The sequence below is a fragment of the Haladaptatus salinisoli genome, assembly GCF_020614375.1.
GTDB classification, from domain to species: domain Archaea; phylum Halobacteriota; class Halobacteria; order Halobacteriales; family Haladaptataceae; genus Haladaptatus; species Haladaptatus salinisoli.
This window is the reverse complement of sequence record NZ_CP085327.1, coordinates 1-26,440: the sequence shown is the minus strand read 5'-3', so window position 1 is coordinate 26,440 and position 26,440 is coordinate 1. Positions and strand designations below refer to the sequence as shown.

The following is a 26,440-nucleotide window of genomic DNA, read 5'->3' as shown; positions in this document are numbered from 1 at the left end:
ACCGATCTTTTTCTAATTCGACGCCCTTAGCGTCGGCCTTCGTTTCCGCGTTCGAACGCTCGGTTCGCTCCGAGCGCTTCGTGCGGCGGCGTGTGGGCGACGTCCGCCATCGTCTCGTTGATTCGCCCCTCGTCGGCCGCCGGTCGCGGTCGGCGGTCGTCGTGCGGGGGTGAGTGGTTCGTGTCCTGCGTCGTCTGTCGGTCGTTCGTCATCGTGTGTCTTTTCGGGACGCTCGTTCGCCTCTCGTAGGATGTCGATTCGTCGGGTCGGAAGTGGAGTGAGTAGGGGCGTTACACCCCTACGATGCGAATCGAACCGACAGCGACGCCGCTCGCGGCACGGGTGTGCGAGCGAGTGTCTAGCTGTCTCATCGTACTGTGTTACTCAGATGGTAGTAAGATATAAGTTTTGCGCAGCGGACGGGTCGCGGTCGGGGCGATATAGATGTTTGCCACAAGGATAAGGGGGATTCACGACGAATTAGGAGGTGCATGACGAACCAAGAAGTCACTCAACTCCTCAAGAAAGCCTACGGCGACGAAATCGAGACCGTGATGAACTATCTCACGAACTCCATCGTCCTCGAAGGTGTCAGCGCAGAAGAGGTTAGAGAAAGCCTCGAATCGGACATCCAGGAGGAGCTCGGCCACGCGGAGATGATCGGCCACCGTCTCAAACAGCTGGACGAGCGCCCGCCGGCCTCGTACGACTTTGAGGCGCGCCAGGAGAGTCTCCAACCGCCGGAGAACAGCACGGACGTGCTGTCGGTCATCGAGGGCGTGCTCGAAGCCGAAGAGGACGCCATCGAAACGTACCGCTCCCTCATCTCGGCGGCGCGGGACACGGACGACCCGGTCACCGAGGACCTGGGCGTGACGATTCTGGCCGACGAAGAGGCTCACCGAACCGAGTTCCGCGGGTTCAAGCGCGAGTACGAGTAGTAAGGCAAGGGTTTTTCTCGGGGGGGTGAGAGGACCCGTCCATGAGCAACCCGGACTTCGACCTCGACCTGCAGTCGGCCGAGAAGGAGATGGATTTCTCCGACGGCGAGCGTATCGTGTTAGGAGTACTCGACGGGACGACGCCGATAGAAGAACGGGTCGAGGCCGTCGACCGCGGGAACGTGCTCGTCCTCGCCGTCGAAGGAGACCTGAACGAACTCGCGTCCGATCTCGCACCGGCCATCAAAAAACGAGGGGGTAATCTAGTGCATTTCAGGAAGTTTCTCATCGTCTCACCGCCCGATTTCGAAATCGATACGAGCGAACTCTGAGAAACGCCTGCGCTTGATGGAGGAGGGCACAGTGTCAGGGCGCGAGCACTGTACCGCTGTACGTCAGCGGGACCACCGGGTGGCCCAAGCGTTAATAACGATTCGACCCCATATAAAAATTCCATTTTTATACGCATAAACCTTTATCGTTGGTAGAATATTCCGTCGTAATTGGAATTTGATAGATTCAGCCAGAAAACGATAGGAAAAAGAGCCGGACGGTTGAATGGTACGGTACCGCCATGGATAACCAACGGTCGTTCGTCGAGTACGTACTTCGGTCAGGGGCGCGCACGGACGTGCTGCTATCTATCACCGACGACTATAACTCGACGCAGGAGTTGCTTGACCTCGACCTCGCGAGCGAATCCGCAGTGTACAACGCCCTGACCGAACTCAGCGAATGCGGGCTGATATACGTGCCGCGAACGAAACGCTGGGCACCGACGGGAATGGGTTCGGTCGTCGCCACCCTCATCCGGCGGCAACGGGAAACGGAGAACGTCCTCCGGATAGACACGGAGTACTGGAAACGACACGACGTAACCGCACTTCCCGTTCCGTTTCGGTACTATCTCGCCGACCTCTCCGACGGAACGGTCATCCGTGCGACCGACACGCAACCGACGCAGGCCGAGCGCGAGGTGGAGCGACGACTCGCCGCGTCGGACTCGGCGGCGGTCGTCGCGCCGATATACAACGAGCGCTACTCGGAGGCCTTTTACGACGGTTGCAATGACTCGCGGCTCGTCCTCGATGCGACCGTGCTCGCTGACCTGCTCGACGACGACGGATTCGAGGTGGAACGGAACGAGAACGATGGCCTCGACATCCGCGTGGCGGACGTGTCGTTCGCGCTCGGGGTATTGGACGGCTGTCTGTTGCTCTCGCTGCCGACGCTCGACGGGTCCTACGACAGTCGAACCGAGTTCGTCGCGGAGTCGGAGCGCGCGTGCTACTGGGGGGAGAGGCTGTTCGAACAAGTCTGGGCGGACGGGACGCCCATCGACGAGCACGTTTAACCGTCGGCCACGACGGTCAGATGGTGGCCGTCCGGGTCGCGGATTCGAACGCCCGACTCGACCGCCTCGACGCGGTGTTCACCGACCGTTCTCCGAACCGCCGTCGGGTCGTCGGCGCGGAGGCCGATATCGACGTGGACGCCGCCACGGGCGTCCGCGATACCGAGGTGCGGTTCCCAGAGTTCGAGATCGAACGGACCGCTCATCCGAATCCGCGGTCGATTCGTTCCCCGGTCGCGCGTCTCGAACCCGAGGTCGGCGTAGAAGCGCTCGGCCCGTCCGACGTCTTCGACTTCGAGCACGATTTCGAAGATGCCCGCGATAGCGCCCCCGTCCGCGTCGGTGCCGCCGATTTCGACGCAGTTACCGTCCGGGTCGTAGAAGTACAGCGAGCGAGACGCCCCGAAGTCGTGTTCCACGAGGTCGAAGTCGGCCGAGAGGCGGTCGTACCAGTCGTCGTATCGCGCCCTCGGCGTGGAGAGGGCGTAGTGAGTGTGAACCCCGCCGCGAGGTACGCCGTGGGGCCGCCGGAGAACGAGCGCGTGGTCGCCGGCTTCGAAGACGACCTCCTCGTCGTTCGCCTCCCGAACCGGCAGATCGAGGACCGTTTCGTAGAACTCTCGCCCGCGATCGAGATACTTCACTTCCAGCGCTAACCAACGAAGCCCCGAGAGCATAATCCGTCGTACACGGCGACCGCGCTTAAAACGTCGCCCGTCGATTTATGGCCTCACGGGACGCTAGTGCAACCGTGCCGGTGAAAGAGACATCCCCGCCGACCGAGTATCGAGAGATAGACCGATGGGACGGCGGCGTCGGGTGGGTCGCACATCCGGACGAAAGCATGCAGCGGGCCAGCCACGCGCTCGCGGTGGACGACGGCGTGTGGCTCGTCGACCCGCTGGACGCCCCCGGAATCGACGACTTGCTCGCCGAACTCGGCGACGTGGAAGGCGTCGTCGTTCTCCTCGACCGCCACGTGCGCGACGCGGAGGCGTTCGCCCGACGATACGACGTTCCGCTGTACCTCCCGACGTGGCTCCGACGAAGCCCGAGCGAAGTCGCGGTCCGGAGGTTCGAGACCTCGCTCGCGGATACCGGTTTTCGGGCGCTGCGACTGTTCGACAACCCCGCGTGGCAGGAGGCCGCGCTGTACGACGAGGCGAGCGGAACGCTCGTCGTTCCGGAATCGGTCGGGACCGCCGACTACTATCGAACCGCCCGCGAACGACTGGGCGTCCATCCCGCGATTCGACTGCTACCGCCGGACGAGCTCCGCGGACTGACCCCCCGTCGTATCCTCGTCAGCCACGGCGCGGGCGTGTTCGACGACGCGCCTGCCGCACTCGCCGACGCGCTCGACGGTTCCCGCCGGCGGTACCCCGCGCTGCTGGCGGCGACCGTGCGTCGGTTCGCGCCGATCTGACGCGACGCTATATTTACCATCCGATAGGTTTTTGGCGTTCGGTCGGTACATGGCACACATGTACCCTGTACGCCGGATTCGTAACCCTCTGTTTCGTGGGGTGTTCCGGTGACTATCTCGTTCGTCTCCCGCGGGAACGAACCGGGAATAGAGATACGGGATTCGGTAGAGCGACGGACGTGCACGCTCCACACGTCCGACGCGGTCCACCCGACCTCGGCCGACACCGAGCTGTTTCACTTTCCGGTCGACGATGCGGTAACCATCTCGACCGACGGGCTCCGGCTTCCGACACCCGCCGCGGTGTACGTCAGGGACGAATGCGGCGAGATGTTGGCGAGCGTCGAGGGTATCGGATACGAGGAACTCTCGGAGGGAACGTACAATCTCGAACTCTGTACGCCGATCAAACTCTACGTCCGGGTCGAGGGGTCGCTCCGCGTCTCGGGTGCGTTCGACAGCGTCGCGTTCGATTTCGACGGCGAGACGACCGTGCGAGTCGGCGCGCGATCCTCCCACCGCCGCCCGGCGGAGACGGTGACGACGACGGCCGATCCGGTCGACGTGATGGCGGCGATTTCGACGTTCGGGTCGGCGCTCAAGACCACCAGCCCCGAGCGGTCGTTTCCAACGCTGCGCGGCCACCCGCCGACGATCGAACTCGGCGACCGCCTCGAAATCCCCGACGAACTCTCGCCCCCCGACGCCGGCATCCGAATCGAGATACCTCCGAGGTACGAGTCGATATTCCCCGTCGCGCCGCTGGCGTACTACCTCGGCGCGGAACTGGCGCCGGGGCGGAACCCGCGAATCGTGACGGACGACTTCGAGCATCCGTTACGTACCGCACGCGGCTTCGAGAACGAGGTCGAGCGCGTGCTGAAACAGACGTTCCTCCTCGACTGCGTGACCCGCACGGAGGGCTTCTACAGAATCGACCTCCACGAGCGCCAACGGGTCGAACCGCTGGCCGACCTCGACTTCGCGGCGCTCTACGACGCGCCGGTGGCCGAGCGACTCGAAGCGTATCTCTCGGTTCCGTACGCGGTCGTCGAGGAGTTCGTACCGGACTGGCAACTGACGACGCACGTCGAACCGACGTCCGAGAGCGTCGAGATGCTTCCGTTCCTCGTGGACGACCTCGCGGTCGTTCGGACGCCGCGAGCGACGGAAGTGTCCTCGTCCGTGCTACAGACTCCGGCGGTCGACGAGTTCGTCAGGGGTGGCGACTCGACGCGAAGCGCCGTCGAGGCACCCGCGAGCGTGAACTCGCTCGTCGAACCCGAGGCGACGGACTCGCTGGAGCAGATGTGGGTCGGCGAAGACGCGCCGGTCGGCGCGAGCAAGGCGACGGCGGCGGCGTTTCGCAACCGTCTCGAACGGACGGCCACGTCCGGCGATATCGACATCACCGTCGTCTGTAACGACCGACAGATGGACGAAGAGCGAACCCTCGCGGACGAGGTCTACGGCTCGCGCGAGGAGCTCCCCTTCGACGTGACGGTTCGGAACGATCTCTCGACGGCGGAACTGCGCGCCGTCCTCGAATCGGAGACGCAGTTCCTCCACTACATCGGCCACATCGACGAGGGGGGATTCGAGTGCGTCGACGGGATGCTCGACGCGAGGGAACTCGACTCGGTCGGTATCGAGGCGTTCTTCCTCAACGCGTGTCAGTCCTACGAGCAGGGGATGGCGCTCATCGAGGCGGGGGCCGTCGGCGGGGTCGTCACGCTGAACGACGTGATAAACAGCGGCGCGGTTCGCGTCGGACGGACGATGATTCGCCTCCTGAATCGCGGTTTCCCGCTCTGGGCGGCGCTGGACATCGCCCGGGACCGGAGCATCATCGGCGGGCAGTACATCGTCGTTGGTGATGGGTGCGTCAATATCGTTCAGACGGAGAGTATCGTCGCACTGCTCTACGATATCGAAACGAAAGAGGACGTGTTCGAACTAACGCCGATCACGTATCATTCCAACGATGGAGGAATCGGTGGATTCGTCACGCCACAGTTCTCCGGCCAGAGCACGTCGTATCTCGCGTCAGGATCACTTCCGACCGTTACGCTCACCGACGGTGAACTCGAAGAGTATCTTCTCTTGGAGAACGTTCCCGTACACTTCGACGGGCGGTTTACGTGGAGCTACGAAATCGACACCGACGAACGCTGATTTTTACGTTCCGAGGCTACCCGTCATAGCCACGCCCGCAACGCTTCCTGCCTGCGAGAGTAGCAACACGATGGTGAACAGCACGCCGATCATTCGGGGGTTCTCCGCGAGGTACGAGGTGAGGTCGTTTTCTGCCATCACCCACACATACCCACACCACTTATATTAATTTTTCTATATTATATTTCGAAATATATTCCGAGAACCGCCTACATTATTTGTAAATATGTATTCTAAAAAATACGTAGAGGCAACAAAGTGAGGCGACGCCGGGCGACGACGTTATCATCAGGCGACACGAAAGGCGGACGTGGTCTTCGTAACACGCGGACTGAGGGACGCACTTCTGGAACTGGCCGCGAACGCCGAACCCGAGCGGGTGACGGTATCGCTCGCGGTCACCCCTGCGGGCGACCTGCGCGGGGGCGACGACTTACCACCCCCGGAGACGCCCGTCTTCACGCACTTCTACCCGCCGGACACGGGCGGGTCGGTAACCGCCGTGTTCGGCATGGACCTCTCCATCCCCGCCGGGCAGTCGCAGGGTCGGTTCGTTTCACATCCGCAGGGCGACCTCGAAGTCGCTCGGACGGACGACTTGCACGAAGCGATGCTGGTCGCAGTTCCGCCGTGGCGCTCCGACTCCATCGCCGCGTTCGACAGGGCCGGGCGAAAACAACGGTTGGTCGTCCTCGACGCCGAGCCTCCTGCGGAACTGCTCTGAGCGGCGATCGCGCACCTCGACGGCGAGAAATCGCCGCTACTCCAAGTACCCCAGTTCGCGCAACTGGTCGGTTATCTCGCTGAACTCCGATTCGGTCAGCCGACCCTCCTTCTGGTGCTGGATGACGATGCTCCGCAGAAGAAACCGGACGAGGTCGCTCGTGCTGGAAAAACTCGTCCCCTCGATGGTCTCTTCGACGCGGTCGGCGAGGTCTTTCGGAATGGAAACCGTCGTGTACTCCGTCATGGCAGGCGTTTGGTCGGCCTGCCGGTTATCGTTTACGTCGTTCGCGCGAGCGTCGCGGCGTGGGGGGACGCCGGCGACGCGTCTCGGCGAAGGTTCGTCGGAAAGAGAGTTGTCGAAGGAAACGACCTACAATCGTCTCCCGAGCGGCCCGAATCGAGACCTGCGCACCGTCGATCTCATTCGATGAGGTCTTCGAATTCCGGTAGTACGTCGTCGTTTTCGTCCTCGTCGGTCGTGTCCTCGCCGTCGTCGCTCTCGGAGGTGCTCTCGGCTTCGTCCTCCTCGTCTTCGTCCTCCTCTAACACCTCGACGTCGAGGACGGCGAGGGGAATGTTCTCCAGCCGTTGGCCGATTTCCTTCCGCGCGATGCGCGAGGCGTGCTCCTCTCGCTCGACGTTGAACACCGTCATCTCCAGCTCCAGCGCGACGAGCGCCTCGTCGGCGGCGATGAACGCCGGCGGGAGCTCCTCGCCGGACGGAGACGTCCGCTCACCCATGCTGATCTCGACGTAGTTCAGATCCGGGTTCAGCAGCTCGCCAGTCTTGGAGATGGCGATTCGCACCGCCTCGTCCGGTGTTTGTACGTCGTACACCGGAATCGCGGCTTCCACGACAACTCTGCAGTTCATGATCCCAAGGGCAATTGGAGAGCCAGCGGTATGAATTTTCGCACGCCACGAGCTTCGCGACAGGTCACACCAGCACTTATGTCGCCGTCGAACACACCTCCGACGATGACCGACGTGCCGACGATCGACGGCCACAACGACATCCTCCTTCGATTGAGTCGCGCCGCCGACCCGGTACTGCGCTTCGCCGACGGATGCGAGGACGCGCACGTCGACCTGCCCCGCGCCCGCGAGGCGGGACTCGGCGCGGGGTTCTTCGCGGTCTTCGTCCCGAGCGAGGACGAACGCGACCCCGAACCGAGCGACGACGGCTACGAGTACCCCCTTCCGGACGCCGTCGACCACGGGGAGGCCCGGCGCGTCACCTACCGAACCCTCGAACTGCTCCACCGGCTCGCCGCCGACGCGGACGGGTTTCGCGTCGTCCGCTCGCTCGACGACCTCGACGCATGCCTCGAATCGGGCGACCTCGGAGCCGTCCCGCACCTCGAAGGGGCGGCGGGCGTCGCGTCGGACCTCGCCAACCTCGATTTCCTCTACGCGGCGGGCGTCCGCTCCATCGGCCCGGTGTGGAGCAGGCCGAACGCCTTCGGCGAGGGCGTCGTCTCGCGCTACCCCGGCGGTCCCGACACCGGGGCGGGGCTGACCGACGCGGGGCGCGACCTCGTCCGCGCGTGCGAGCGACGGGGCATCGTCGTCGACTGCGCCCACATGACCGAACGGGGGTTCTGGGAGGTCAGCGAACTGAGCGACGCGCCCATCGTCGTCTCGCACGCCGGCGTCCACGAGCTCTGTCCCCATTCTCGGAACCTCACCGACGAGCAGATAGACGCGGTGGCCGAGTCGGGCGGCGTCGTCGGAATCTCGTTCCACGAACCGGGCGTCGCCGACGACCCCGACCCCGACGCGAGCGCGTCGCTCGCGGACATCGCGGAGCACGTCGAGTACGTCGCAGACCGCGTCGGCGTCCGGCACGTCGTCCTCGGGTCGGACTTCGACGGCGCGCGAATCCCCGACGAGGTGGGCGACGTGACGGGCCTCCCCGCGCTCTTCTCCCGCCTCCGCGAGCGCGGGTTCGACGAGGACGACGTCGCGCGGGTCGCCCGCGGGAACTGGCGGCGGGTGCTCGCCGAGACGTGGTAAACCGAAAGATTTGCTCCCCCGCGCTCCCTCTCCCGGAACGATGGAAACCGGTTCGATTCCCGTCGCCGACCTGCCGGGTGGGTTCGACCTCCAAGCGACCGTCGAGAGCGGCCAGAGCTACCTCTGGCGGCGCGAGGACGGTCGGATGTACGAGACGGCCCGCGCCTACGGCGGTGGTGCGTGGTACTACACCGTCGTCGAGGGAGAGGTGGTTCGCGCCCGCCAGCGGGACGGCCTGCTGGAATGGGAGTCGACGACCGACGCCGAACCCCTGCTCTTCTCCCTCCTCCGCCTCGACGACGACCTGGACGCCATCGTCGACGCGACGCCCGACGACCCGCTGGTCGAGGAGGCCTACGAGGCGTACCGCGGGATGCGAATCGTCCGCGACCCCTTCTTCCCCTGCCTCGTCTCGTTCATCTGCTCGGCCCAGATGCGCGTCGACCGAATCTACGGGATGCAGACCGCGCTGGCCCGCGAATTCGGAGACGAAATCGAGTTCGACGGGAAGACCTACCGCGACTTTCCGACGCCCGAGCGGTTGGCCGCCGCGACGGAAGCCGATCTGCGCGACCTGAACCTCGGTTACCGCGCGCCCTACGTCCGGAAGACCGCGGAGCTGATAGCGTCGGGGGAAGCGTCACCGAACGACGTTCGAGGGAGGGCCTACGAGGACGCCCGCGACGCCGCGAAGGTGTTCGTGGGCGTCGGCGACAAGGTGGCAGACTGCGTCCTGCTGTTCTCGCTCGGTTACCTGCAGGCGGTTCCGCTCGACACGTGGATTCGGGGCGCCATCGAAGACCACTACCCCCACTGCGAGCGGGGGTCGTACGCGAAGACCTCGCGGGCGATTCGCGAGCAGTTCGGCGACGAGTACGCCGGCTACACCCAGACGTACGTCTTTCACTATCTGCGGAACTGACCTCGGTCGAAAGGTATTTTATCCGAGCGTTTGGACGCTGAACATGGCCACCGAACTGTTCGGACTCGCCGCCTTCGTCGGCTTGGTGCTCGCGTCGGGAATCGGCGCGCTGCTCGCCCTCCGCACGTTCTTCTACGGCGAACTCGACCTCACGAAGAACGAGGTTCGAACCGGGGTCGAACACCTCTCCTACGAGCGAGCGCCCGGCGACGAGTGACGCCGGCCCCGACGATTTTGTGCCTCCGATTCGAAGAACCGACCATGGCGGACAGAACCCGCGCACACGTCTTCGTCTCGGGCACGGTACAGGGCGTCTACTACCGCGCGAACACCCGCGACGCGGCGCAGGAGAAGGGGGTCGACGGCTGGGTACGGAACCTCTCTGACGGACGCGTCGAGGCCGTCTTCGAGGGTCCCGAGGAGGCGGTGAACGAAATGGTCGAGTGGTGTTACACGGGCAGTCCGGCCGCCGACGTGGAAGACGTCGCGGTCGAGTACGGCGAACCGGAGGACGAAGACGGCTTTCGGGTGCGCCGATAAGCGGCGACCTCGGGGGTGCGAGAGATTCACGCTCGCCGGGCGTGAACGAATGCTTTTAAGACCTACAACCGGAAACAGTTCGACATGGCAATCAAACCCGACTACGTCAAGAAGACGGGGAGCATCCTGCTGGAACGATATCCGAACGCTTTCACGAAGGATTTCGACCAGAACAAAGAGAGCGTCGAGAAGTTGACCAACATCGGGTCGAAGGGCGTCCGCAACCGAATCGCCGGGTACGTCACCCGAAAGAAAGAGTAGTTCTGCAGTCCGGACTCCGGTAGTCGACGGCGATTATCCGCAGAGAATCGAACCGACCGCGTTTCAGTCGTCGCCGATAGGCTCGTCAGCGACTTGAGAGAATTGGTTTGCACCGCACCGCTCACACTCCCCCGTCTCGGTCGGGAGAACGAACGACCCGTCGTCTCGAACCCGTACGGAGTACGGCTGTCCGCACTCTTTGCACGTAACGACTTCCCGCCTCATGAAGTCTTAGAGGCGACAGACGGTATATGAGGATAGCGATGGGTTGAAACCCTCTCATTTCTGACCATCTCGGCAAGCACCGACACCGTCGAAAGCTACTTGCGCTCGCTTTCGTTACCATCTCGCACATGAGCATCGACGTTGGTATCCTGGGCGGAACGGGGGCGGTGGGACAGCGGTTCATCCAACTGCTCGACGGCCACCCCGAGTTCGAACTGGCAGTTATAACGGCGAGCGACGAGAGCGCGGGCAAGTCGTACCGCGAGGCGGCGAAGTGGCGCATCGACTCGCCGATTCCGGAGAGCGTCGGCGATATCACGGTTCGCGCGACCGACCCCAGCGACGTTCCCGACGACGTGGACTTGCTCTTCTCGTCGCTCCCGTCCGGAATCGCCGCGGAGGTCGAACCGCGGTTCACCGAGGCGGGGTACGTCGTCTCCTCGAACTCCTCGAACGCGCGGATGGCCGACGACGTTCCGCTCGTCATCCCGGAAGTGAACGGCGACCACCTCGACCTCATCGAGGTGCAACGGGACGAGCGGGGGTGGGACGGCGCGCTGGTGAAGAACCCGAACTGCTCGACCATCACGATGGTTCCGACGCTGGCCGCACTCGACCGGTTCGGGCTGAACCGCGTCCACGTCGCCACCCTGCAGGCCGTCTCCGGCGCGGGCTACTCCGGCGTCACGTCGATGGAGATAATCGACAACGTCATCCCCCACATCGGCGGCGAGGAGTCGAAGATGGAGACCGAGTCGCGGAAACTCCTCGGGACGTTCGACGGGAGCGAAATCGACCACCACGACGTCGACGTGTCGGCCTCCTGCAACCGCGTGCCGACGCTCGACGGCCACCTCGAAAACGTCTGGGCCGATACGGAGGAGACCGCCACCCCCGAGGACGCCCGCGACGCCTTCCGCGACGCGCCGACGCTCGACCTGCCGAGCGCCCCCGATCCGCTCATCGAGGTGTTCGAGGACGACGACCGCCCGCAGCCGCGACTCGACCGCACCCTCGGCGGCGGGATGCAGGTCGCCGTCGGCGGGGTGCAGGACACCCCCGCGGGTGTCCAGTACAACTGCCTCGCCCACAACACCATCCGCGGGGCCGCCGGAGCGAGCCTGCTGAACGGCGAACTGCTCGCGCGGGAAGGCTGGGTGTAGGGGACGGACCCCTCCGAAGTCAGGGAACCGAGTAGCGGAGCAACACGCCGTCGTCCATCCGCTCGACGCCGTTTAGCTCCAGCCTCGGGAACGCCTCGCGGTCGACGAACCCGTCACCGTCGGCGAGGGTGGGCGCGTCGCGCCCGCCGATGACTAGCGACCCGACGTAGAGGCGAAGTTCGTCCACCAGTCCGTCGGCGAACAGCGAGAAGATGAGTTCGCCGCCCCCCTCGACCATCGCCCGCTCGACGCCGCGCGATTCGAGTTCGTCGAAGGCGGCGTCGAGCGAGACGCGACCGGTGCCCGCGACCGCGACGTCCGCGCCCGCCTCCCGGAGCGCGTCGACCCGGTCGGCCGGCGCGGAGTCGGCGACGAAGACGAGGGTGTCCGCCCGGTCGTCGAGCACGCGAGCGTCGGGCGGCGTCCGCGCGCGCGAGTCCGCAACCACGCGGAGCGGGTTCGACCCCCCGTCGGCGGTGAGCGACGGGTCGTCCGCGAGCACCGTCCCGACGCCGACGACGATGGCGTCGCTCTCGACCCGGAGGTCGTCCACGCGGGCGAAGTCGTCCGGCCCGCTGATGGCGACCTGTTCGCGCCGGCGCGAGGAGAGTTTCCCGTCGGCGCTCGTCGCGGCGTTGACGACCACGTGCATGCGCCGAGGTAGGTACCCCCCGCGAAAACCGCTTTCGGTGCTATCAAGAACTTTATACGGCCTCCTCGAACCGGACTGACGATGGTTACTCGGAACGCCTTTCGAGCGTTTTTCGCCGCCCTGCTCCTCCTTTGTTCGGTCGCGGTCAGCTTCACGTACGCCACCTCCCCGGTTCGGGAGGCGGTCGGCGAGTACCGCGACCAAGCGAGCGCGCCGCTCGAGCAGCGCGAATCGGTCGCCCCGCCGAGCGGGGGCGTCACCGTAATCGCGGGGCACGGGATGGACGGAGAGAAGTCCGCACTCGTCGCGTTCGGTCCGGACGGTCGGGTGCGCTACCACGACGACGCCTACGTGGGCTACTTCGACGTCGACCCGGTCCCCGGGGAGTCGATGACCGTCGAGTACGTCGCGGAGAAACCGCTGACCGGCCCGCGGGCGGAGGCGTGCGACGCGAAGTGCACCCTCTCGTTCGTCGAGCGGGCGAACCTCACGACGGGCGAGAAGACGCGGGTCTACTCGCGGATCATCCCGCAGAATAGGGGCGCGAACTGGCACGACGTGGATAGAATCGACGACGACCGCCTCCTCGTCGGCGACATCCATCAGGACCAGGTGTACGTCGTCAACACGACCACCGGCATCACGACGTGGCGGTGGGAGGCGCAGGACGACTTCCCCATCACCGAGGGCGGTCCGTACCCCGTCGATTGGGCGCACCTGAACGACGTGGAGCGCCTGCCGGACGGACGCTACATGGTCAGCCTCCGCAACCAAGACCAGGTCGTCTTCCTGAACGAGAGCGGCCTGATGGAGTCGTGGACGCTCGGCGCGGAGGACAACTTCAGTACGCTGTACGAACAGCACAATCCCGACTACATTCCCCGAGAGCACGGCGGCCCTGCGGTGGTCGTCGCCGACTCGCTGAACGACCGCGTCGTGGAGTATCGACGCGTCGACGGCGAGTGGCGACAGTCGTGGGTGTGGAACGACTCGGAGACCGTTTGGACGCGCGACGCCGACCGCCTGCCGAACGGTCACACGCTGGTCGCCGACACCAACGGGAACCGCGTTGTCGAAGTGAACCGGTTCGGCGAGGTCATCTGGACGGTGCCGTTCTACTCGCCCTACGAGGTCGAGCGCCTGGGAACCGGCGACGAGAGCGCGAGAGGACCGAGCGCGGAGCGGGTGGGAATCGAATCGTCCACCGCGAGCGTGGCCGAGCGCGGCATCTACGAGCGACTGGCCCACGCGCTCTTCTCGAAGAAGTTCGTGAACGGCTTCTGGTTCGTCCTGCCGATGTGGGCCGGACTCGGCGAACTGGTCGCGGTGCTCGTCGCCCTGTTGACGCTGCTCGTCTGGGTCGGCTTCGAACTTCGGAACGCGAATCTCGAAATCGAGACGCACCTCCCGATTCGAATCTCCCGGGAAACGAGCGACGACGAACACTTTTAATCCATCCCGTCCCAACTCCGGGTGATGAACGTAGACGACCATGCCGAGGCGCTTGCCTCCGACCTCGGCGTCGACAAAGAGGAGGTCAAAGCCGACCTGCAGAACCTCATCGAGTACAGCGTTCCGGTCGAGGAAGCCAAACAGAGCCTCCGCCGGAAGTACGGCGGCGGAAGCGGCGGGAGCGCCGCGCCGTCGACCGTCGAGATAGACGACGTGACGACCGAGATGGGCAACGTCACCGTCACCGCGAAGGTGCTCACGGTCGGCAAACGCTCGATCCGATACCAAGGAAACGAGCAGGTCATCTTCGAAGGCGAACTCGCCGACGGAACCGGGAAGATATCGTACACCGCGTGGAACGATTTCAGCCTCGCGCCGGGACAGGTTATCACCGCGGGCAACGCGAACGTCCGCGAGTGGGAGGGCGAACCGGAGCTCAACCTCGGCGAGAGCACCAACGTCGCCCGCGAGGAGACGGACATCGACGTCCCCTACGACGTCGGCGGCGATTCGACGCTCGCCGAGGTCGAACCCGGCGACAGGGGCGTCGCGCTCGAACTGACCGTGCTCGAAGTCGAGGAGAAGGTCATCGACGGCCGGGACGGCGAGACGACCATCAAGAGCGGCGTTGTCGCCGACGAGTCGGCCCGGCTTCCGTTCACCGACTGGGAAGCGCGCGCCGGACTGGAGGAAGGCGCGACCATCCGCGCCGAGAACGTCTACGTCCGCGAGTTCCGCGGCGTCCCCTCCATCAACTTCTCCGAGTTCACGACGGTCGAACCCCTCTCACGGGAGGTGGACGTGCGCGACACGGCGACCCGAATGTCCGTTCGAGAGGCCGTCGAGACGGGCGGCGCGTTCGACGTGGAGGTGCTCGGTAACGTCGTGGCGGTTCGCGACGGGTCGGGACTCATCCAACGCTGCCCCGAGTGCGGGCGCGTCATCCAGAAGGGTCAGTGTCGAAGTCACGGACAGGTCGACGGACAGGACGACCTGCGCGTGAAAGCCATCGTGGACGACGGAACCGGCACCGTCACCGCCATCCTGGACGACGAACTCACGGCCGAGGTGTACGGCGGCGGTCTCGAAAAGGCCCGTCAGCAGGCGCGCGACGCGATGGATCAGGAGGTCGTCGCGGACACCATCCGGGACACCATCGTCGGACTCGAGTTCCGCGTCCGCGGCAACCTCTCTGTCGACGACTACGGCGCGAACCTCGAAGCGAGCGAGTTCGACGAAACCGCCGACGACCCGACGGAGCGCGCGAAATCCCTCCTCTCGGGGGTGGACGCATGAGTTCCCAAGGCGGTGCCGGACGCCGGGAAGTCGCGTGGCGAATCTTCGCCGCGGAGTACGACGACGCGAGCCTCGAACACTCGGACAGCGACGAGGAGCGCGCGCCGAACTACGTCGTCACGCCGACCGGGGCGCGAATCAACCGCTTGTTCGTCGTCGGCGTGCTGACCGAGGTCGAACAGGTCGGCGACGAGGTGCTCCGCGCGAGAATCGTCGACCCGACCGGCGGATTCGTCGTCTACGCCGGGCAGTACCAACCGGACGCGCTGGCGTTCCTCGAACGCGCCGAGCCGCCGATGTTCGTCGCCGTGACGGGCAAGGCGCGAACCTTCCAGCCGGAGGACTCGGACGCGGTGTACACGTCGATTCGCCCCGAGAGCGTCAACACCGTGGACGCGGAGACCCGCGACCGCTGGACCGTGCAGACCGCGGAGCAGACCCTCGCGCGCGTGCGAACGTTTGCGCAGGCGCTCGACTCCGGCGAACGCGGAGAGAGCCTCCGGCGGACGCTCGAAGCGAACGACGTGGACGCCGGACTCGCGTCCGGCATCCCCCTCGCGCTCGACCACTACCACACGACGACGCCGTACCTCGCGACGGTCAGGGACGTGGCGCTCGACGCGGCCCGCGTCGTCGCGGGCAAGCGGGACGAAGTCGGGACGCTCGACGCGGAACCGGACGAGCCGGGCGATGCGACCGTCGATTTCGACGCCTCGCTCGACGCCGCCGGGATAGCTCCCGAGGCGGGTATCGAGTCGGAACCCGCGGCGGACGTCGAAGCGGGCGGAGAGTCCCAACCGGCGTTCGACGCGGAGACGGAGCCGGCAACGGACGCAGAAACGGAGGCGACGGAACCGCAGTCGACGGAACCTGAGCCGACGCTCGACTCCGAGTCAGTTCCCGACTCGGAGGTCGAAACGTCCGCGTCGGAAACGCAATCGGAAGCCGCGCCCGACTCCGGGCCGGAGGCGACGACGCCCCCCGCGGAAGCCCGAGAGCCCGAACTGGGCGGCGAACCGGACGCGACCGACGCCGAGGAAGAGGGCCCCGCCGCGGACGACGAACTCGGCGACTTCGACGCCGGGGAGTCCGAGGACGAACTGGGCGATTTCGACGCCGAATCGCCGGACGAGAGCGGTGGCGGCGAGATGTACGAGTTCGAAGAGGGGGAACGCGAGCGAATCGAGGAGGAGTACGGCACCGAGTTCTCGACCGGCGGGGAGATCGGCGACCCCGGCGAATCGGACATCGAAACGCCGGAGTCCGAACCCGAAGTCGAACCGGAGACGGAGACCGCACCGGAACCGGAGCCGACCCCCGAACCGGAATCCGAACCCGAGACGGAACCGGAACCCGAGACGAGCGCCGAATCGGCACCGGAGGCGGAGCGGACCGTCGAGTCCGAACCCGACGCCGAGGACGGTGGGGCGGAGACGGAAGCCCCCGAAAACCTCGAAAACGCCGTGATGGAGAAGATGCAGGAGCTGAACGGCGGCGACGGCGTGGAGCGCGAACGCCTGTTGGCCGCGATGGTCGATGCGTACGACGTGTCGCCCGCGGACGTCGAGGACGCCCTGCAAGACGCGCTGATGGCCGGGCGGTGTTACGAGTCCGGCGAGGACACCCTGAAGCCCATCTGATGGCGCTGGTCGAACCGATTCCTGGCGAACCCGCCGCGACCGCCGACCTCGGCGACGAGCGCGCGCTGGTGGTGGCGGACTACCACGCCGGAATCGAGGACGCGCTGCGGTACGAGCAGGGCATCAACCTCGACAGCCGGGCGGAAGCGCGCCGCGAGCGGATGCGCGCCCTCGTCGACCGCGCCGACCCCGACCGCGTCGTCTTTTTGGGCGATCTGATGCACTCCATCGCCGGACCGGGCGGCGCGGAGCGCGGCGAAATCGAAGTCCTGCTCGAAGCCATCGACGTTCCGACGACGCTGGTGAAGGGCAACCACGACGGCGACATCGAATCGTGGGTCGAGTGCGACGTGACGCCCGGCGACGGAATCCGCCTCGGCGACGTCGGATTCGTCCACGGGCACACGTGGCCCTCTCGGGGGGTGCTCTCGGGGGACGCCGTCTGCGTCGGCCACGAACACCCCTGCGTGCGACTCGAGGACACGGTCGGGGGAAGTCGCGTGGAGCGCGTCTGGTTGCGCGGCGGACTGAATCCGGACCCCTTCGAGGAGCGAGCGGGGGAGGAGTTGGACATCGACGGCGAACTGATAGTCTTTCCCGCGTTCAACGACCTGACCGGCGGGACGTGGGTGAACGTCGACGGACAGGGCTTTCTCGCGCCGTTTCTGCCCGAGGGAATCTCGGACGGCGAGGCGTACCTGCTGGACGGCGCTCGGTTGGGGCGGTACGATACGATCTGAGACGGTGTACGGACGCGAATTTTGATGGTGTACTCGCTTCCGGGACCCCCGATTTCGAGTTCCAGAATGTCCTCCCCCGTTCGGACGACCGAAACATCGTCGCGAGCTTTCAGAAAGCCCTCGCGGACTTTCGATGACAGCTCTACCGCGGAACCATCGATTCCCACGTAGGGAAAATGATGCTCTCGTAACCAAGTCCAAATCCCTGTTCAAAACCACCGACTTCCCGAGAAGGCAACGGACTTAATTCGCTCGAACCCCTATCCGAAAATCCGATGCAGAACGAGCAAGCCGCGGATTCTGCGGCTTTCGCGCGACTCGGCTCCGAGGTGCGGTCGGCGCTCTCGGAACGGGGTTTCTCGACGCCCACCGAACCCCAGAAGCGGGCGATTCCGCCGCTCGCGGAGGGCGAACACGGCCTCGTCATCGCGCCGACCGGGACTGGCAAGACCGAGACGGCGATGTTGCCGGTGTTCGATTCGATAGCGCGGGCGGAACCGCAGTTCGGCATCTCCGCGCTCTACATCACGCCGCTTCGGGCGCTGAACCGCGACATGCGCCAGCGGTTGGAGTGGTGGGGCCAGACGCTCGACGTGCGAATCGACGTGCGCCACGGCGATACGACGGACTACCGACGACAGAAACAGGCGAACGACCCGCCGGACGTGCTGGTGACGACCCCCGAAACGCTGCAGGCGATGCTCACCGGGTCGAAGTTGCGGAACGCGTTGGAGGACGTGCGCCACGTCGTGGTGGACGAGGTGCACGAACTCGCCAGCGCGAAACGCGGGGCGCAGTTGACCGTCGGGCTGGAGCGCCTGCAGGAACTCGCGGGCGAGTTCCAGCGAATCGGGCTGTCGGCGACCGTCGGCGACCCCGAGGAAGTTGGAAAGTTCCTCACCGGGAGTCGGGGCTGCGAGATAATCGAGGTGGACGTCGGGAGCAAGGTCGACTTCCGGGTGCGCGAACCCGAGATTCGGGACGAGGACGAGCGACTGGCGAGGAAGCTGATGACGAACCCCGACATCGCCAGTCACGTCAGGGCGATTCGGGACATCGTGGACGACCACGACTCGACGCTCGTCTTCGTCAACACGCGCCAGACCGCCGAGGCGCTCGGCTCCCGGTTCAAGGAACTCGGCGCGAATATCGGCGTCCACCACGGGAGTCTCTCGAAGGAGACGCGAATCGACGTGGAGGACCGGTTCAAGGCGGGCGAACTCGACGCCCTGCTCTGCACCTCCTCGATGGAACTCGGCATCGACGTGGGCCGAATCGACCACGTCGTGCAGTACCAGAGTCCGCGCGAGGTCGCGCGCCTGCTCCAGCGCGTCGGACGCGCGGGCCACCGGATGGACGAGGTGTCGGAGGGGACCATCGTCACGGCCAACCCGGACGACGCGCTCGAAGCGATGGCCATCGCCCGGCGCGCGACCGAGGGCGACGTGGAACCGGCGGACATCCACCACGGGAGCCTCGACACGGTGGCGAACCAGATCGTCGGTCTCGCGATGGACTTCGGCGAGATAGACGCCCGCCGGGCATACGAAATCGTCACCCGCGCCTACCCCTTCCGCGACCTCGACGAGGGCGAGTTCAAGGAGGTCGTTCGGGAACTGAAGGGCAATCGACTGGTGTGGCTGGACGAGGAGCGAGACCGAATCGAGAAGTCGGGCAAGACGTGGCAGTACTTCTACGCCAACCTCTCGATGATTCCCGACGAGGAGACCTACAGCGTCTACGATATGGCGAGCGGGTCGCAGGTCGGGACGCTGGACGAGCGGTTCGTCGTCAACTTCGCGGAACCCGGCGAGGTGTTCATCCAGCGCGGCGAGATGTGGCGCATCGCCGAAATCGACGAGGAGGAGGGCCGCGTCAACGTCTCGCCCATCGAAGACCCCGGCGGCGAGGTTCCGTCGTGGGTCGGCGAGGAGATTCCGGTTCCGTTCGAGGTGGCCCAGGAGGTCGGCGAGATGCGCGCCGTCGCCGGGCCCCAGTTCGAGCGCGGCGCACCGCGGGAGGGAGTCGCCCGCGAGTTCGCGAACCGCTATCCGACCGACCGGTACACCGCCGAATCGGCGCTCGAACAGGTCGACCGACAGGCCGAAGCCGAGACGCCGATTCCGACGAACGACCGAATCGTCGTGGAGCACGCCCCCCGTAAAATCGTCGTCAACGCCTGCTTCGGCCACAAGGTGAACGAGACGCTCGGGCGCGTGCTCTCCTCGCTCGTCGGCCAGCGCACGGGGTCGTCGGTCGGGATGGAGATCGATCCCTACCGGATCGAGTTGGACGTGCCGCCGAAGGTCGACGGACGGGAGGTCGTCGAGGTGCTGGAGACGACCGACCCCGACCACGTCGGCCCGCTCATCGAACTCTCGCTCAAGCGATCGGACACCCTCAAGTTCACCCTCGCGCAGGTGGCCGCGAAGTTCGGCGCGCTGAATCGATGGGAGGGGCGAAATCCGGCGTCGATGGGTCGCCTGCTCGGCGCGCTGGAGGACACCCCCATGTACGACGAGGCGGTTCGAGAGGTGTTCCACGACGACCTCGAAGTCGAGCGGGCGGGCGACGTGCTGCGGGCGATTCGAGCGGGCGACCTCGAGGTCGTCTCGACCGGCGGGCGAACCCCGGTCGGAAGCGGCGGCCGCTCCTCGGGTCGGGAACTGCTCGCGCCCGAGAACGCCGACGCCAGCGTTATCGAGACGGTCCGGGAGCGAATTCGGAACGACCGAACCATCCTGCTCTGCCTGCACTGTCGGGAGTGGAAGCGAAAGACGAAGGTGAAGCGCGTCGCCGAGAAGCCGAAGTGTCCGGAGTGCGGTTCGACGCGAATCGCCGCGCTCAACCCGTGGGCCGACGAGGTGGTGAAAGCCGTCCGAGCGAACGAGAAGGACGACGAACAGGAGAAGATGACCGAGCGCGCGTACAAGGCCGCGAACCTCGTCCAGAGCCACGGAAAGCAGGCGGTCGTCGCGCTGGCGGCCCGCGGCGTCGGCCCGCAGAACGCCGCCCGAATCATCGCCAAACTGCGCGAGGACGAGGACGACTTCTACCGCGACATCCTCGCCCGGGAGCGGGAGTACGCCCGAACGCAGGCGTTCTGGGACTAGATGCGGCCTGCGACGCGACTGTTCAACCGGCGAGCAGCCTTCCAGCAGAGCCGGATTCCGAGGGGGATGGCGGCCGTTTCCGCGCCGAGAAATCGGAACCGCCGGGGCCGACGAGCGGTCGCATGGTCGAGGTATCGTTCCATTCCGTTATCACATTTCTCGGTACGGTTCGGAAGACCCTCTCGCCGAAGCGTTTCGCACGCCCGCCAACGGACGGTCTCGACGGGCCGACCAACCACCGGGAGTCGTGCTGGCCGACTTTCGATACCCTGGTGGACCGAAAGGGCGAACTCGCTCCGGGAACCCCGAACCCGCGAGCACAACGGGGAGCGACTACAGGGAGCGACCGAAGCGCGCAGCGCGGTCCGCGGGACTGGTGCGCGTGAGGGCTTTCGGAGCAGCGAAACCGTCCGCTACGTCACCGCGTTCTTCGGACGGCGCTAGGCGACAAAATCCGCACTTCCGCGATGCGACCAACTAAGCCGCTTTACCGAAAACGAACCGCCATGGCGCTCCTCCTGACGGGCTACGAACCCTTCGGCGACCACGACGAGAATCCCAGCGAACGGATCGCGCGCGAACTCGACGGCGAGGAGGTGGCGGGTCACGAAATCGCGGGCCGCGTCCTCCCGGTCGAGTTCGAACGAACCGCGGACGAGATGCGAGCGCTCGTCGAAACCGTCGACCCGGTCGCCGTCGTCGCCACCGGCCTCGCGGCGGGACGGGCCGGCATCAGCGTCGAGCGCGTGGGCATCAACGTCGACGACTGCGGGAGCACGCCCGACAACGCCGACGCGGAGCCGCGAAACGAGCGCATCCGCCCCGGCGACGAGGCGGGCTACTTCGCCACGCTGCCCGTCGTCACCGTCGTCCGGCGCTTACTCGAAGACGGGATTCCGGCGCGCGTCTCGAACGCGGCCGGGACGCACCTCTGCAACAACGTCCTCTACTCGACGCTGGCGTACTTGGAGCGCGAAAATCGGGATACGTCGATGGGGTTCGTCCACCTCCCCTGCACGCCCGAACAGGCCGCTCGGCGGGCGCGCGAGGGTGACGGGACGAGCGGCGCGTCGGTGGAGCCGAGTCTCCCGTTGGCGTTGCAGACCGAGGCGATTCGGCGGACGTTCGAGGTGACGCTGGCCGGGTGACTACTCGACTTCGTAGGCGACGCTGGTCCTCGTTCCTTCGACCGGCGGCGCTTCCTGAATCTTCTCGGTGACGACTCGGGGGAGGTCGCTCGGGTCGTCCAGTTCGACCTGCGCGATGACGTCGTACTCGCCGGTCACGACGTGTGCGGCGGTTATCTCGTCGATTTCGCCGACCTCGCGGGCGGCGTGCATCACGGACGTCGGTTCGGCGCGGATGTGAACGTAGGCGTTCGTCATGGTAACGTGGACCATACTACGGTGCGGCTAGTAGACGTTGTGGCAGAATCGTTCGTCCCGATTGGTCGAAGATAGAAGACTTATTCCGATTCGTTACAACCCCCGGTTATGAATGGTTGCGCGTTCGTAGCGAAGGCTCAAATTCGCGGTCGAGACGCGCTCTTTCGTCGGTTCGATGTCGACACGCGCGCACTCGCCGCCCTCCGGATTTCGCTCGGCGTTTTCCTCCTCACGGATTTGCTCCTTCGTTCGCGCGACCTCGTGGCCCACTATACCGACGCGGGTGTCCTGCCACGTTCGCTTCTCTTCGAGCAGTTTCCCGGATTTTCTCGACTCTCGATTCACGCCCTCTCCGGTGACGTGTGGATGCAAGTGCTTCTGTTCCTCGTAGCCGGCGCGGTCGCCCTGTCGCTCCTACTCGGCTATCGAACGACGCTCGCAACGCTCGCGTCGCTCGTTCTGTTGGTGTCACTGCAGGCGCGCAATCCACTCGTGCTGAACGCTGGGGACTCGGTTCTCCGACGACTCCTGATCTGGGGACTGTTCTTACCCCTCGGGGAACGCTGGTCGGTCGATTCCCTCTGCGAGGAGAATTCCCAACGACGCACAGCGAGCGTCGCGTCCGCCGCGCTGCTGGTGCAGGTGGTGATAATCTACACCGTGAACGGCCTCCTCAAACTTCGAGGCGACCTTTGGATACGCGGTGACGCGATTCGGTACGTGTTTAGTTTAGACCAATTGACCGTACTGCTCGGAGACTACGTAGCCCAGGTCCCGACCTTGCTTCGATTCTTTAGCAAAATCTGGCTCGCGATGGTTCTCTCGTCGGTGTTGTTGCTGCTACTGACGGGGTGGTCGCGGGCACTGTTCGCCGCGCTGTTTGCGGCGATGCACTTCGGAATGTTTCTAACGATGAATCTGGGTCTCTTTCCGCTGATTTCGATAGCCGCGCTGATTCCATTTTTCCCCGGTGTCGTCTGGGACGCGGCGGAAAGACGGTTCCCGTTCGACGCCACTCGGTTGCACCGCTGGCGCGACCGAATCGGCGATGCGGTTCCGATAACCGCTTTCTCAGCACTTCCGACAACAGTCGGTCGGTGGAAACGACGAGTCGTCCCGGCGGTCGTGACGGCACTGTTGCTGTTCGTCCTCGTCTGGAACGCCGCGTCGCTCGGCTACGCAGAACTACCGACCGGTGCTGACTCGGCGGTGAATCCCGAGGAGCGCCGCTGGGATATGTTCGCGCCGGAACCGCGGGGAACGGACGGCTGGTACGCGGTTCCCGGGCGACTCGAATCCGGCGAGCGAGTCGACGCCTTCCATCGGTCGGCGGTTCGATGGGAGCGACCGCGAGAGGTGGCGCAAACGTACCCTACTCATCGCTGGCTGGTGTATCTGCTCGACTTGCGACGTGCGAGAAACGACGACCTCGACCACCGGTTCGCCGGATACCTCTGCCATCAGTGGAACAGCAACCACCAAAATAAACTGGTGAACGTCACGGTCTACTACGTCGAGCAACCCACGCGACTCGACGGCCCCGAATCGACCAGCAGGGTCGAACTCGTCCAACACTCGTGTTCTTCCGGCGGAAGCTCGTGACGACGATTTGACGAGAACCTCGTCTCGGCGCAAAAATCCCCTCTACACCGGCGATTCGATTTCCTCGCCGACGAACGTCAGCGTCTCGCGCATGAACGCCGGGAGGTCGTCCGGGTTGCGCGACGTGACGAGGTTGTCGTCCACCACGACCTCCTCGTCCACGAAGTTCGCGCCCGCGTTCTCGATGTCGACTTCGAGCGACCAGTAACCGGTCGCGTCGCGCCCCTCCAGCACGTCGGCGCTGATGAGCAGTTGCGCGCCGTGGCAGATGGACGCGATGGGCTTATCGTCGGCGTCGAACTCGCGGACGATGTCGGGGACGCCGGGCGCTTCGAGTCGGAGGTTCTCCGGCGCGCGCCCGCCGGGGAGCACGAGCAGGTCGTACTCGCCGGCCTCGGCGTCCTCGATGGCGAGGGTGGCGGCGTCGAACGACTGGCCGTGCTTGCTCTCGAACGACTCCCCGTTCGGCGTCGCGACGTCGACGTCGACGTCCCGCTCCTGCAGTCGGTAGTACGGGTACGTGAACTCCGCGTCCTCTACTCCGTCGCCGGTTACGATGAGCGTGCGCATGGCAGACGCACTAGTCGGGTCGAGCGCCTAAGTCTGATGGCTAACTACGTCGTCGGCCGGACGAACTCGCGCGCCACGTCGAAGTGGCGCTTCTCGATGATTATCTCGTCCGCCCGCTCGTTCGCCTCCTCCGCACCCCACTCGTCGGCGGCCTCGCGGATGGCCCGCATCGAGGCGTTCCGGACGAGCGCCTCGAGGTCCGCGCCCGTGTAACCGTCGAGTTCCTCGGCGAGCGCGTCCAGGTCCACGTCGTCCGCGAGGGGTTTGTCGCTCCCGTGGACGGCCAGTATCTTGCGCCGTCCGGCCTCGTCGGGCGCTGAAATCTCGACGTGCGATTCGAGTCGGCCGGGGCGGAGGAGCGCGGGGTCGATGGCCTCGTAGCGATTGGTCGCCGCGAGGACGACGAGGTTCGGGTTCTCGGTCAGCCCGTCGAGTTCGGTCAGCAGTTGCGAGACGACGCGCTCGGTCACCTCGTGCGACTCGCCGCGTTGGGACGCGAGCGCGTCTATCTCGTCGAAGAAGACGATGGCGGGGGAGGCCTGTCGGGCGCGCTCGAACACCTCGCGGACCGATTTCTCGCTCTCGCCGACGTACCGGTCGAGCAGCTCCGGTCCGGCGACGTGGACGAAGTTCACGTCGCTCTCGCCCGCCAGGGCCCTGGCGAGGAGCGTCTTCCCGGTACCGGGGGGTCCGTGAAGCAGGATGCCGCTCGGCGGTTCGGTGTTCGTCGCCTCGAAGAGGTTGGCGTAGGAGAGCGGCCACTCGACGGCTTCGATAAGCGTCCGTTTGGCCTCCTCCAGTCCGCCCACGTCGTCGAATGATATCTCGGGCGCTTCGGCGACGAACTCGCGCATCGCGGAGGGTTCGACGCTCGTCAGCGCGGTGTTGAAGTCCTCGCGGGTGACCTCGACCGAGAGGAGCGCCTCGTCGTCGGACCCCGCGTCCCGCGCCCTGCGGAGCGCGGCCATCGCCGCCTCGGTGACCAGCGCGTGGAGGTCGGCGCCGACGAACCCGTGCGTGGTCGCGGCGAGGCGGTCGACGGCCACGTCGTCGGCGAGCGGCATCCCGCGGGTGTGGACTTCGAGGATTTCGCGTCGGCCGCCCTCGTCCGGCGCGCCGATCTCGATCTCGCGGTCGAAGCGCCCGCCGCGGCGGAGCGCCGGGTCGATGGCGTCCACGCGGTTGGTCGCCCCGATGACGACGACTTCGCCCCGCGATTCGAGCCCGTCCATCAGCGAGAGCAGTTGGGCGACCAGGCGGTTCTCCATGTCGCTCTCCTCGTCGCGCTTGCCGCCGAGGCTGTCCACCTCGTCGAAGAAGACGATGGCGGGCGCGTTCTCCTCCGCCTCGTTGAATATCTCGCGCAGTCGCTCCTCGCTCTCGCCCTTGTACTTGCTCATCACCTCCGGGCCGGAGACGGAGACGAAGTGGGCGTTCACCTCGTTCGCCACGGCTTTGGCGATGAGCGTCTTCCCGGTGCCGGGCGGACCGTACAGCAGGACGCCCTTCGGCGGGTCGATGCCGAGGCGGCGGAACAACTCGGGGTTCGAGAGCGGGAGCTCGACCATCTCCCGAACCCGTCGAAGCTCCTCGTCCAGCCCGCCGATGTCCTCGTAGGTCGCGCCGGTCACCTCGGTCAGCGACGCGTCGTCGTCCGACTTCGCGGGCGTCGCCGACTCCGCGAGGTTGGACAGGGACACGTTCACGTCGGTCTCGCTCGTCACCCGAACGGTTCCGTCGGGGTCGGTCTTCGAGACGACGAAGAGGCCCGCGTCGCCGAGTCGCTCGATTCGAGCGCGTTCGCCCGCGCTCACGGGACGGTCCAACAGTTCGCGCTTCGCGGCGGATTCGAGGGTGTCGACGTCGTCCAGCGAGAAGTTCGCCTTCGGAACGACCGTCACCGAGTCGGCGTCCGAGACGGCGATGGGTCGCACCGACACCTCGTCCCCGATTCGGACGCCGGCGTTCGCCCGCGTTTCGGCGTCTATCTGGACGGTGTTCTCCGGGAGCGTACTGGCGGCGGGCCACACCTTCACGACCGTCGTCTGCTCGCCGTCGAGGGCGACGGTGTCCCCGCTGAGCACGCCGAGTCGCTGGCGGGCCGCGTCCGCGATGCGGGCGATGCCACGCCCGCCGTCTCGCTTTTCCGCGCCCCTGACGGTGAGCGTAACCGTCGGTTCTTTCGTCATGTCGCTTACTCGTCGCCCGACCGTCTTCAGGGTTTCCCGGGGCAACGCCTTT

General features: G+C 65.7%; 28 protein-coding genes. 19 read left to right on the top strand and 9 right to left on the bottom strand.

What is annotated here, in order from left to right; genetic code table 11:
- Positions 1–26: 26 nt before the first annotated feature.
- Positions 27–212: a DUF7989 family protein gene (locus tag LIX00_RS00135; RefSeq protein WP_227354162.1), complete on the bottom strand. Its 186-nt coding sequence runs from the start codon at positions 210–212 to the stop codon at positions 27–29.
- 279 nt (positions 213–491) lie between these two features.
- On the opposite strand from LIX00_RS00135, the gene LIX00_RS00130 reads away from it, so the two are divergent.
- The 3 genes from LIX00_RS00130 (at position 492) to LIX00_RS00120 (ending at position 2,295) form a co-directional block, all read left to right on the top strand.
- Positions 492–941, top strand: a complete 450-nt coding sequence (locus LIX00_RS00130) for a ferritin-like domain-containing protein (RefSeq protein ID WP_227354161.1) — start codon at positions 492–494, stop codon at positions 939–941.
- A 41-nt stretch (positions 942–982) separates the two neighbouring features.
- On the top strand, positions 983–1,273 hold the full coding sequence (locus LIX00_RS00125; protein WP_227354160.1) for a DUF5779 family protein: 291 nt from the start codon (positions 983–985) through the stop codon (positions 1,271–1,273).
- Positions 1,274–1,515: 242 nt separating this feature from the next.
- Complete coding sequence (locus LIX00_RS00120; protein WP_227354159.1) at positions 1,516–2,295, top strand: helix-turn-helix transcriptional regulator; 780 nt, start codon at positions 1,516–1,518, stop codon at positions 2,293–2,295.
- Here the strand turns inward: LIX00_RS00120 and LIX00_RS00115 are convergent.
- The gene (locus LIX00_RS00115) at positions 2,292–2,972 is read right to left on the bottom strand and encodes a VOC family protein (protein ID WP_227354158.1); all 681 of its coding nucleotides are present in this window, start codon (positions 2,970–2,972) and stop codon (positions 2,292–2,294) included. The genes LIX00_RS00120 and LIX00_RS00115 overlap by 4 nt on opposite strands.
- Before the next feature lie 74 nt (positions 2,973–3,046).
- Between LIX00_RS00115 and LIX00_RS00110 the strand changes: the two genes are divergently transcribed.
- Both LIX00_RS00110 and LIX00_RS00105 read left to right on the top strand, forming a co-directional pair.
- Complete coding sequence (locus LIX00_RS00110; protein ID WP_227354157.1) at positions 3,047–3,721, top strand: MBL fold metallo-hydrolase; 675 nt, start codon at positions 3,047–3,049, stop codon at positions 3,719–3,721.
- Between the two features lie 108 nt (positions 3,722–3,829).
- Complete coding sequence (locus LIX00_RS00105) at positions 3,830–5,896, top strand: CHAT domain-containing protein (protein WP_227354156.1); 2,067 nt, start codon at positions 3,830–3,832, stop codon at positions 5,894–5,896.
- Between the two features lie 3 nt (positions 5,897–5,899).
- On the opposite strand, the gene LIX00_RS25890 is transcribed toward LIX00_RS00105, so the two are convergent.
- Positions 5,900–6,034 carry a DUF7503 family protein gene (locus LIX00_RS25890; RefSeq protein WP_255679309.1) on the bottom strand — a complete coding sequence of 45 codons (135 nt, stop codon included), beginning with the start codon at positions 6,032–6,034 and terminating at the stop codon, positions 5,900–5,902.
- Positions 6,035–6,206: 172 nt separating this feature from the next.
- Between LIX00_RS25890 and LIX00_RS00100 the strand changes: the two genes are divergently transcribed.
- Entirely contained in the window at positions 6,207–6,620 is a 414-nt protein-coding gene (locus LIX00_RS00100; protein ID WP_227354155.1) for a JAB/MPN domain protein-containing protein, read from the top strand.
- Positions 6,621–6,656: 36 nt separating this feature from the next.
- On the opposite strand, the gene LIX00_RS00095 is transcribed toward LIX00_RS00100, so the two are convergent.
- Both LIX00_RS00095 and LIX00_RS00090 read right to left on the bottom strand, forming a co-directional pair.
- Entirely contained in the window at positions 6,657–6,866 is a 210-nt protein-coding gene (locus tag LIX00_RS00095; protein ID WP_227354154.1) for a ribbon-helix-helix domain-containing protein, read from the bottom strand.
- Positions 6,867–7,042: 176 nt separating this feature from the next.
- On the bottom strand, positions 7,043–7,495 hold the full coding sequence (locus LIX00_RS00090) for a DUF555 domain-containing protein (protein ID WP_227354153.1): 453 nt from the start codon (positions 7,493–7,495) through the stop codon (positions 7,043–7,045).
- Between the two features lie 105 nt (positions 7,496–7,600).
- Between LIX00_RS00090 and LIX00_RS00085 the strand changes: the two genes are divergently transcribed.
- The 6 genes from LIX00_RS00085 (at position 7,601) to asd (ending at position 11,749) form a co-directional block, all read left to right on the top strand.
- Positions 7,601–8,638, top strand: coding sequence for a dipeptidase (locus LIX00_RS00085; RefSeq protein ID WP_227354152.1), 1,038 nt, complete (start codon positions 7,601–7,603; stop codon positions 8,636–8,638).
- 40 nt (positions 8,639–8,678) lie between these two features.
- Positions 8,679–9,560 (top strand): DNA-3-methyladenine glycosylase family protein, encoded by an 882-nt coding sequence (locus LIX00_RS00080; RefSeq protein WP_227354151.1) that lies wholly within the window; start codon positions 8,679–8,681, stop codon positions 9,558–9,560.
- A gap of 43 nt (positions 9,561–9,603) precedes the next feature.
- Entirely contained in the window at positions 9,604–9,777 is a 174-nt protein-coding gene (locus LIX00_RS00075; RefSeq protein ID WP_227354150.1) for a hypothetical protein, read from the top strand.
- A gap of 44 nt (positions 9,778–9,821) precedes the next feature.
- Positions 9,822–10,100 carry an acylphosphatase gene (locus LIX00_RS00070; RefSeq protein ID WP_227354149.1) on the top strand — a complete coding sequence of 93 codons (279 nt, stop codon included), beginning with the start codon at positions 9,822–9,824 and terminating at the stop codon, positions 10,098–10,100.
- A gap of 84 nt (positions 10,101–10,184) precedes the next feature.
- Entirely contained in the window at positions 10,185–10,361 is a 177-nt protein-coding gene (locus tag LIX00_RS00065) for a 30S ribosomal protein S17e (protein WP_227354148.1), read from the top strand.
- A gap of 353 nt (positions 10,362–10,714) precedes the next feature.
- A complete protein-coding gene (gene asd / locus LIX00_RS00060) occupies positions 10,715–11,749 on the top strand; it encodes an aspartate-semialdehyde dehydrogenase (protein ID WP_227354147.1) in 1,035 nt (344 codons plus the stop codon).
- Positions 11,750–11,768: 19 nt separating this feature from the next.
- On the opposite strand, the gene LIX00_RS00055 is transcribed toward asd, so the two are convergent.
- Positions 11,769–12,401, bottom strand: a complete 633-nt coding sequence (locus LIX00_RS00055; RefSeq protein ID WP_227354146.1) for a 2,5-diamino-6-(ribosylamino)-4(3H)-pyrimidinone 5'-phosphate reductase — start codon at positions 12,399–12,401, stop codon at positions 11,769–11,771.
- An 81-nt stretch (positions 12,402–12,482) separates the two neighbouring features.
- Between LIX00_RS00055 and LIX00_RS00050 the strand changes: the two genes are divergently transcribed.
- From LIX00_RS00050 to LIX00_RS00025, 6 genes are all read left to right on the top strand, one after another.
- A complete protein-coding gene (locus tag LIX00_RS00050) occupies positions 12,483–13,853 on the top strand; it encodes an arylsulfotransferase family protein (protein ID WP_227354145.1) in 1,371 nt (456 codons plus the stop codon).
- 24 nt (positions 13,854–13,877) lie between these two features.
- On the top strand, positions 13,878–15,149 hold the full coding sequence (locus LIX00_RS00045; protein WP_227354144.1) for a Single-stranded DNA binding protein: 1,272 nt from the start codon (positions 13,878–13,880) through the stop codon (positions 15,147–15,149).
- Positions 15,146–16,789 carry a hypothetical protein gene (locus tag LIX00_RS00040; protein WP_227354143.1) on the top strand — a complete coding sequence of 548 codons (1,644 nt, stop codon included), beginning with the start codon at positions 15,146–15,148 and terminating at the stop codon, positions 16,787–16,789. Before LIX00_RS00045 ends, LIX00_RS00040 begins: the two co-directional genes overlap by 4 nt.
- On the top strand, positions 16,789–17,529 hold the full coding sequence (locus LIX00_RS00035) for a metallophosphoesterase (RefSeq protein ID WP_227354142.1): 741 nt from the start codon (positions 16,789–16,791) through the stop codon (positions 17,527–17,529). The genes LIX00_RS00040 and LIX00_RS00035 overlap by 1 nt, the downstream gene beginning before the upstream one ends.
- A gap of 275 nt (positions 17,530–17,804) precedes the next feature.
- Positions 17,805–20,642 carry a DEAD/DEAH box helicase gene (locus LIX00_RS00030; protein ID WP_227354141.1) on the top strand — a complete coding sequence of 946 codons (2,838 nt, stop codon included), beginning with the start codon at positions 17,805–17,807 and terminating at the stop codon, positions 20,640–20,642.
- Positions 20,643–21,148: 506 nt separating this feature from the next.
- Positions 21,149–21,790, top strand: a complete 642-nt coding sequence (locus tag LIX00_RS00025; protein WP_227354140.1) for a pyroglutamyl-peptidase I — start codon at positions 21,149–21,151, stop codon at positions 21,788–21,790.
- Here LIX00_RS00025 and LIX00_RS00020 read toward each other — a convergent pair whose 3' ends face one another.
- Positions 21,791–22,042, bottom strand: a complete 252-nt coding sequence (locus LIX00_RS00020; protein WP_227354139.1) for an Lrp/AsnC family transcriptional regulator — start codon at positions 22,040–22,042, stop codon at positions 21,791–21,793. It abuts the gene before it with no gap.
- Positions 22,043–22,135: 93 nt separating this feature from the next.
- On the opposite strand from LIX00_RS00020, the gene LIX00_RS00015 reads away from it, so the two are divergent.
- Positions 22,136–23,629, top strand: a complete 1,494-nt coding sequence (locus LIX00_RS00015) for an HTTM domain-containing protein (protein ID WP_227354138.1) — start codon at positions 22,136–22,138, stop codon at positions 23,627–23,629.
- Between the two features lie 42 nt (positions 23,630–23,671).
- Here LIX00_RS00015 and LIX00_RS00010 read toward each other — a convergent pair whose 3' ends face one another.
- Positions 23,672–24,199, bottom strand: coding sequence for a type 1 glutamine amidotransferase domain-containing protein (locus tag LIX00_RS00010; RefSeq protein ID WP_227354137.1), 528 nt, complete (start codon positions 24,197–24,199; stop codon positions 23,672–23,674).
- 44 nt (positions 24,200–24,243) lie between these two features.
- Positions 24,244–26,388, bottom strand: a complete 2,145-nt coding sequence (locus LIX00_RS00005; protein WP_227354136.1) for a CDC48 family AAA ATPase — start codon at positions 26,386–26,388, stop codon at positions 24,244–24,246.
- Positions 26,389–26,440 lie beyond the last annotated feature (52 nt).

Excerpts from the sequence above, each read along its gene's own strand:
- LIX00_RS00135 (WP_227354162.1), bottom strand. The coding sequence starts at position 212 with ATGACGAACGACCGACAGACGACGCAGGACACGAACCACTCACCCCCG.
- LIX00_RS00130 (WP_227354161.1), top strand. The coding sequence starts at position 492 with ATGACGAACCAAGAAGTCACTCAACTCCTCAAGAAAGCCTACGGCGAC.
- LIX00_RS00125 (WP_227354160.1), top strand. The coding sequence starts at position 983 with ATGAGCAACCCGGACTTCGACCTCGACCTGCAGTCGGCCGAGAAGGAG.
- LIX00_RS00120 (WP_227354159.1), top strand. The coding sequence starts at position 1,516 with ATGGATAACCAACGGTCGTTCGTCGAGTACGTACTTCGGTCAGGGGCG.
- LIX00_RS00115 (WP_227354158.1), bottom strand. The coding sequence starts at position 2,972 with ATGCTCTCGGGGCTTCGTTGGTTAGCGCTGGAAGTGAAGTATCTCGAT.
- LIX00_RS25890 (WP_255679309.1), bottom strand. The coding sequence starts at position 6,034 with ATGGCAGAAAACGACCTCACCTCGTACCTCGCGGAGAACCCCCGAATG.
- LIX00_RS00095 (WP_227354154.1), bottom strand. The coding sequence starts at position 6,866 with ATGACGGAGTACACGACGGTTTCCATTCCGAAAGACCTCGCCGACCGC.
- LIX00_RS00090 (WP_227354153.1), bottom strand. The coding sequence starts at position 7,495 with ATGAACTGCAGAGTTGTCGTGGAAGCCGCGATTCCGGTGTACGACGTA.
- LIX00_RS00085 (WP_227354152.1), top strand. The coding sequence starts at position 7,601 with ATGACCGACGTGCCGACGATCGACGGCCACAACGACATCCTCCTTCGA.
- LIX00_RS00080 (WP_227354151.1), top strand. The coding sequence starts at position 8,679 with ATGGAAACCGGTTCGATTCCCGTCGCCGACCTGCCGGGTGGGTTCGAC.
- LIX00_RS00075 (WP_227354150.1), top strand. The coding sequence starts at position 9,604 with ATGGCCACCGAACTGTTCGGACTCGCCGCCTTCGTCGGCTTGGTGCTC.
- LIX00_RS00070 (WP_227354149.1), top strand. The coding sequence starts at position 9,822 with ATGGCGGACAGAACCCGCGCACACGTCTTCGTCTCGGGCACGGTACAG.
- LIX00_RS00065 (WP_227354148.1), top strand. The coding sequence starts at position 10,185 with ATGGCAATCAAACCCGACTACGTCAAGAAGACGGGGAGCATCCTGCTG.
- asd (WP_227354147.1), top strand. The coding sequence starts at position 10,715 with ATGAGCATCGACGTTGGTATCCTGGGCGGAACGGGGGCGGTGGGACAG.
- LIX00_RS00055 (WP_227354146.1), bottom strand. The coding sequence starts at position 12,401 with ATGCACGTGGTCGTCAACGCCGCGACGAGCGCCGACGGGAAACTCTCC.
- LIX00_RS00050 (WP_227354145.1), top strand. The coding sequence starts at position 12,483 with ATGGTTACTCGGAACGCCTTTCGAGCGTTTTTCGCCGCCCTGCTCCTC.
- LIX00_RS00045 (WP_227354144.1), top strand. The coding sequence starts at position 13,878 with ATGAACGTAGACGACCATGCCGAGGCGCTTGCCTCCGACCTCGGCGTC.
- LIX00_RS00040 (WP_227354143.1), top strand. The coding sequence starts at position 15,146 with ATGAGTTCCCAAGGCGGTGCCGGACGCCGGGAAGTCGCGTGGCGAATC.
- LIX00_RS00035 (WP_227354142.1), top strand. The coding sequence starts at position 16,789 with ATGGCGCTGGTCGAACCGATTCCTGGCGAACCCGCCGCGACCGCCGAC.
- LIX00_RS00030 (WP_227354141.1), top strand. The coding sequence starts at position 17,805 with ATGCAGAACGAGCAAGCCGCGGATTCTGCGGCTTTCGCGCGACTCGGC.
- LIX00_RS00025 (WP_227354140.1), top strand. The coding sequence starts at position 21,149 with ATGGCGCTCCTCCTGACGGGCTACGAACCCTTCGGCGACCACGACGAG.
- LIX00_RS00020 (WP_227354139.1), bottom strand. The coding sequence starts at position 22,042 with ATGGTCCACGTTACCATGACGAACGCCTACGTTCACATCCGCGCCGAA.
- LIX00_RS00015 (WP_227354138.1), top strand. The coding sequence starts at position 22,136 with ATGAATGGTTGCGCGTTCGTAGCGAAGGCTCAAATTCGCGGTCGAGAC.
- LIX00_RS00010 (WP_227354137.1), bottom strand. The coding sequence starts at position 24,199 with ATGCGCACGCTCATCGTAACCGGCGACGGAGTAGAGGACGCGGAGTTC.
- LIX00_RS00005 (WP_227354136.1), bottom strand. The coding sequence starts at position 26,388 with ATGACGAAAGAACCGACGGTTACGCTCACCGTCAGGGGCGCGGAAAAG.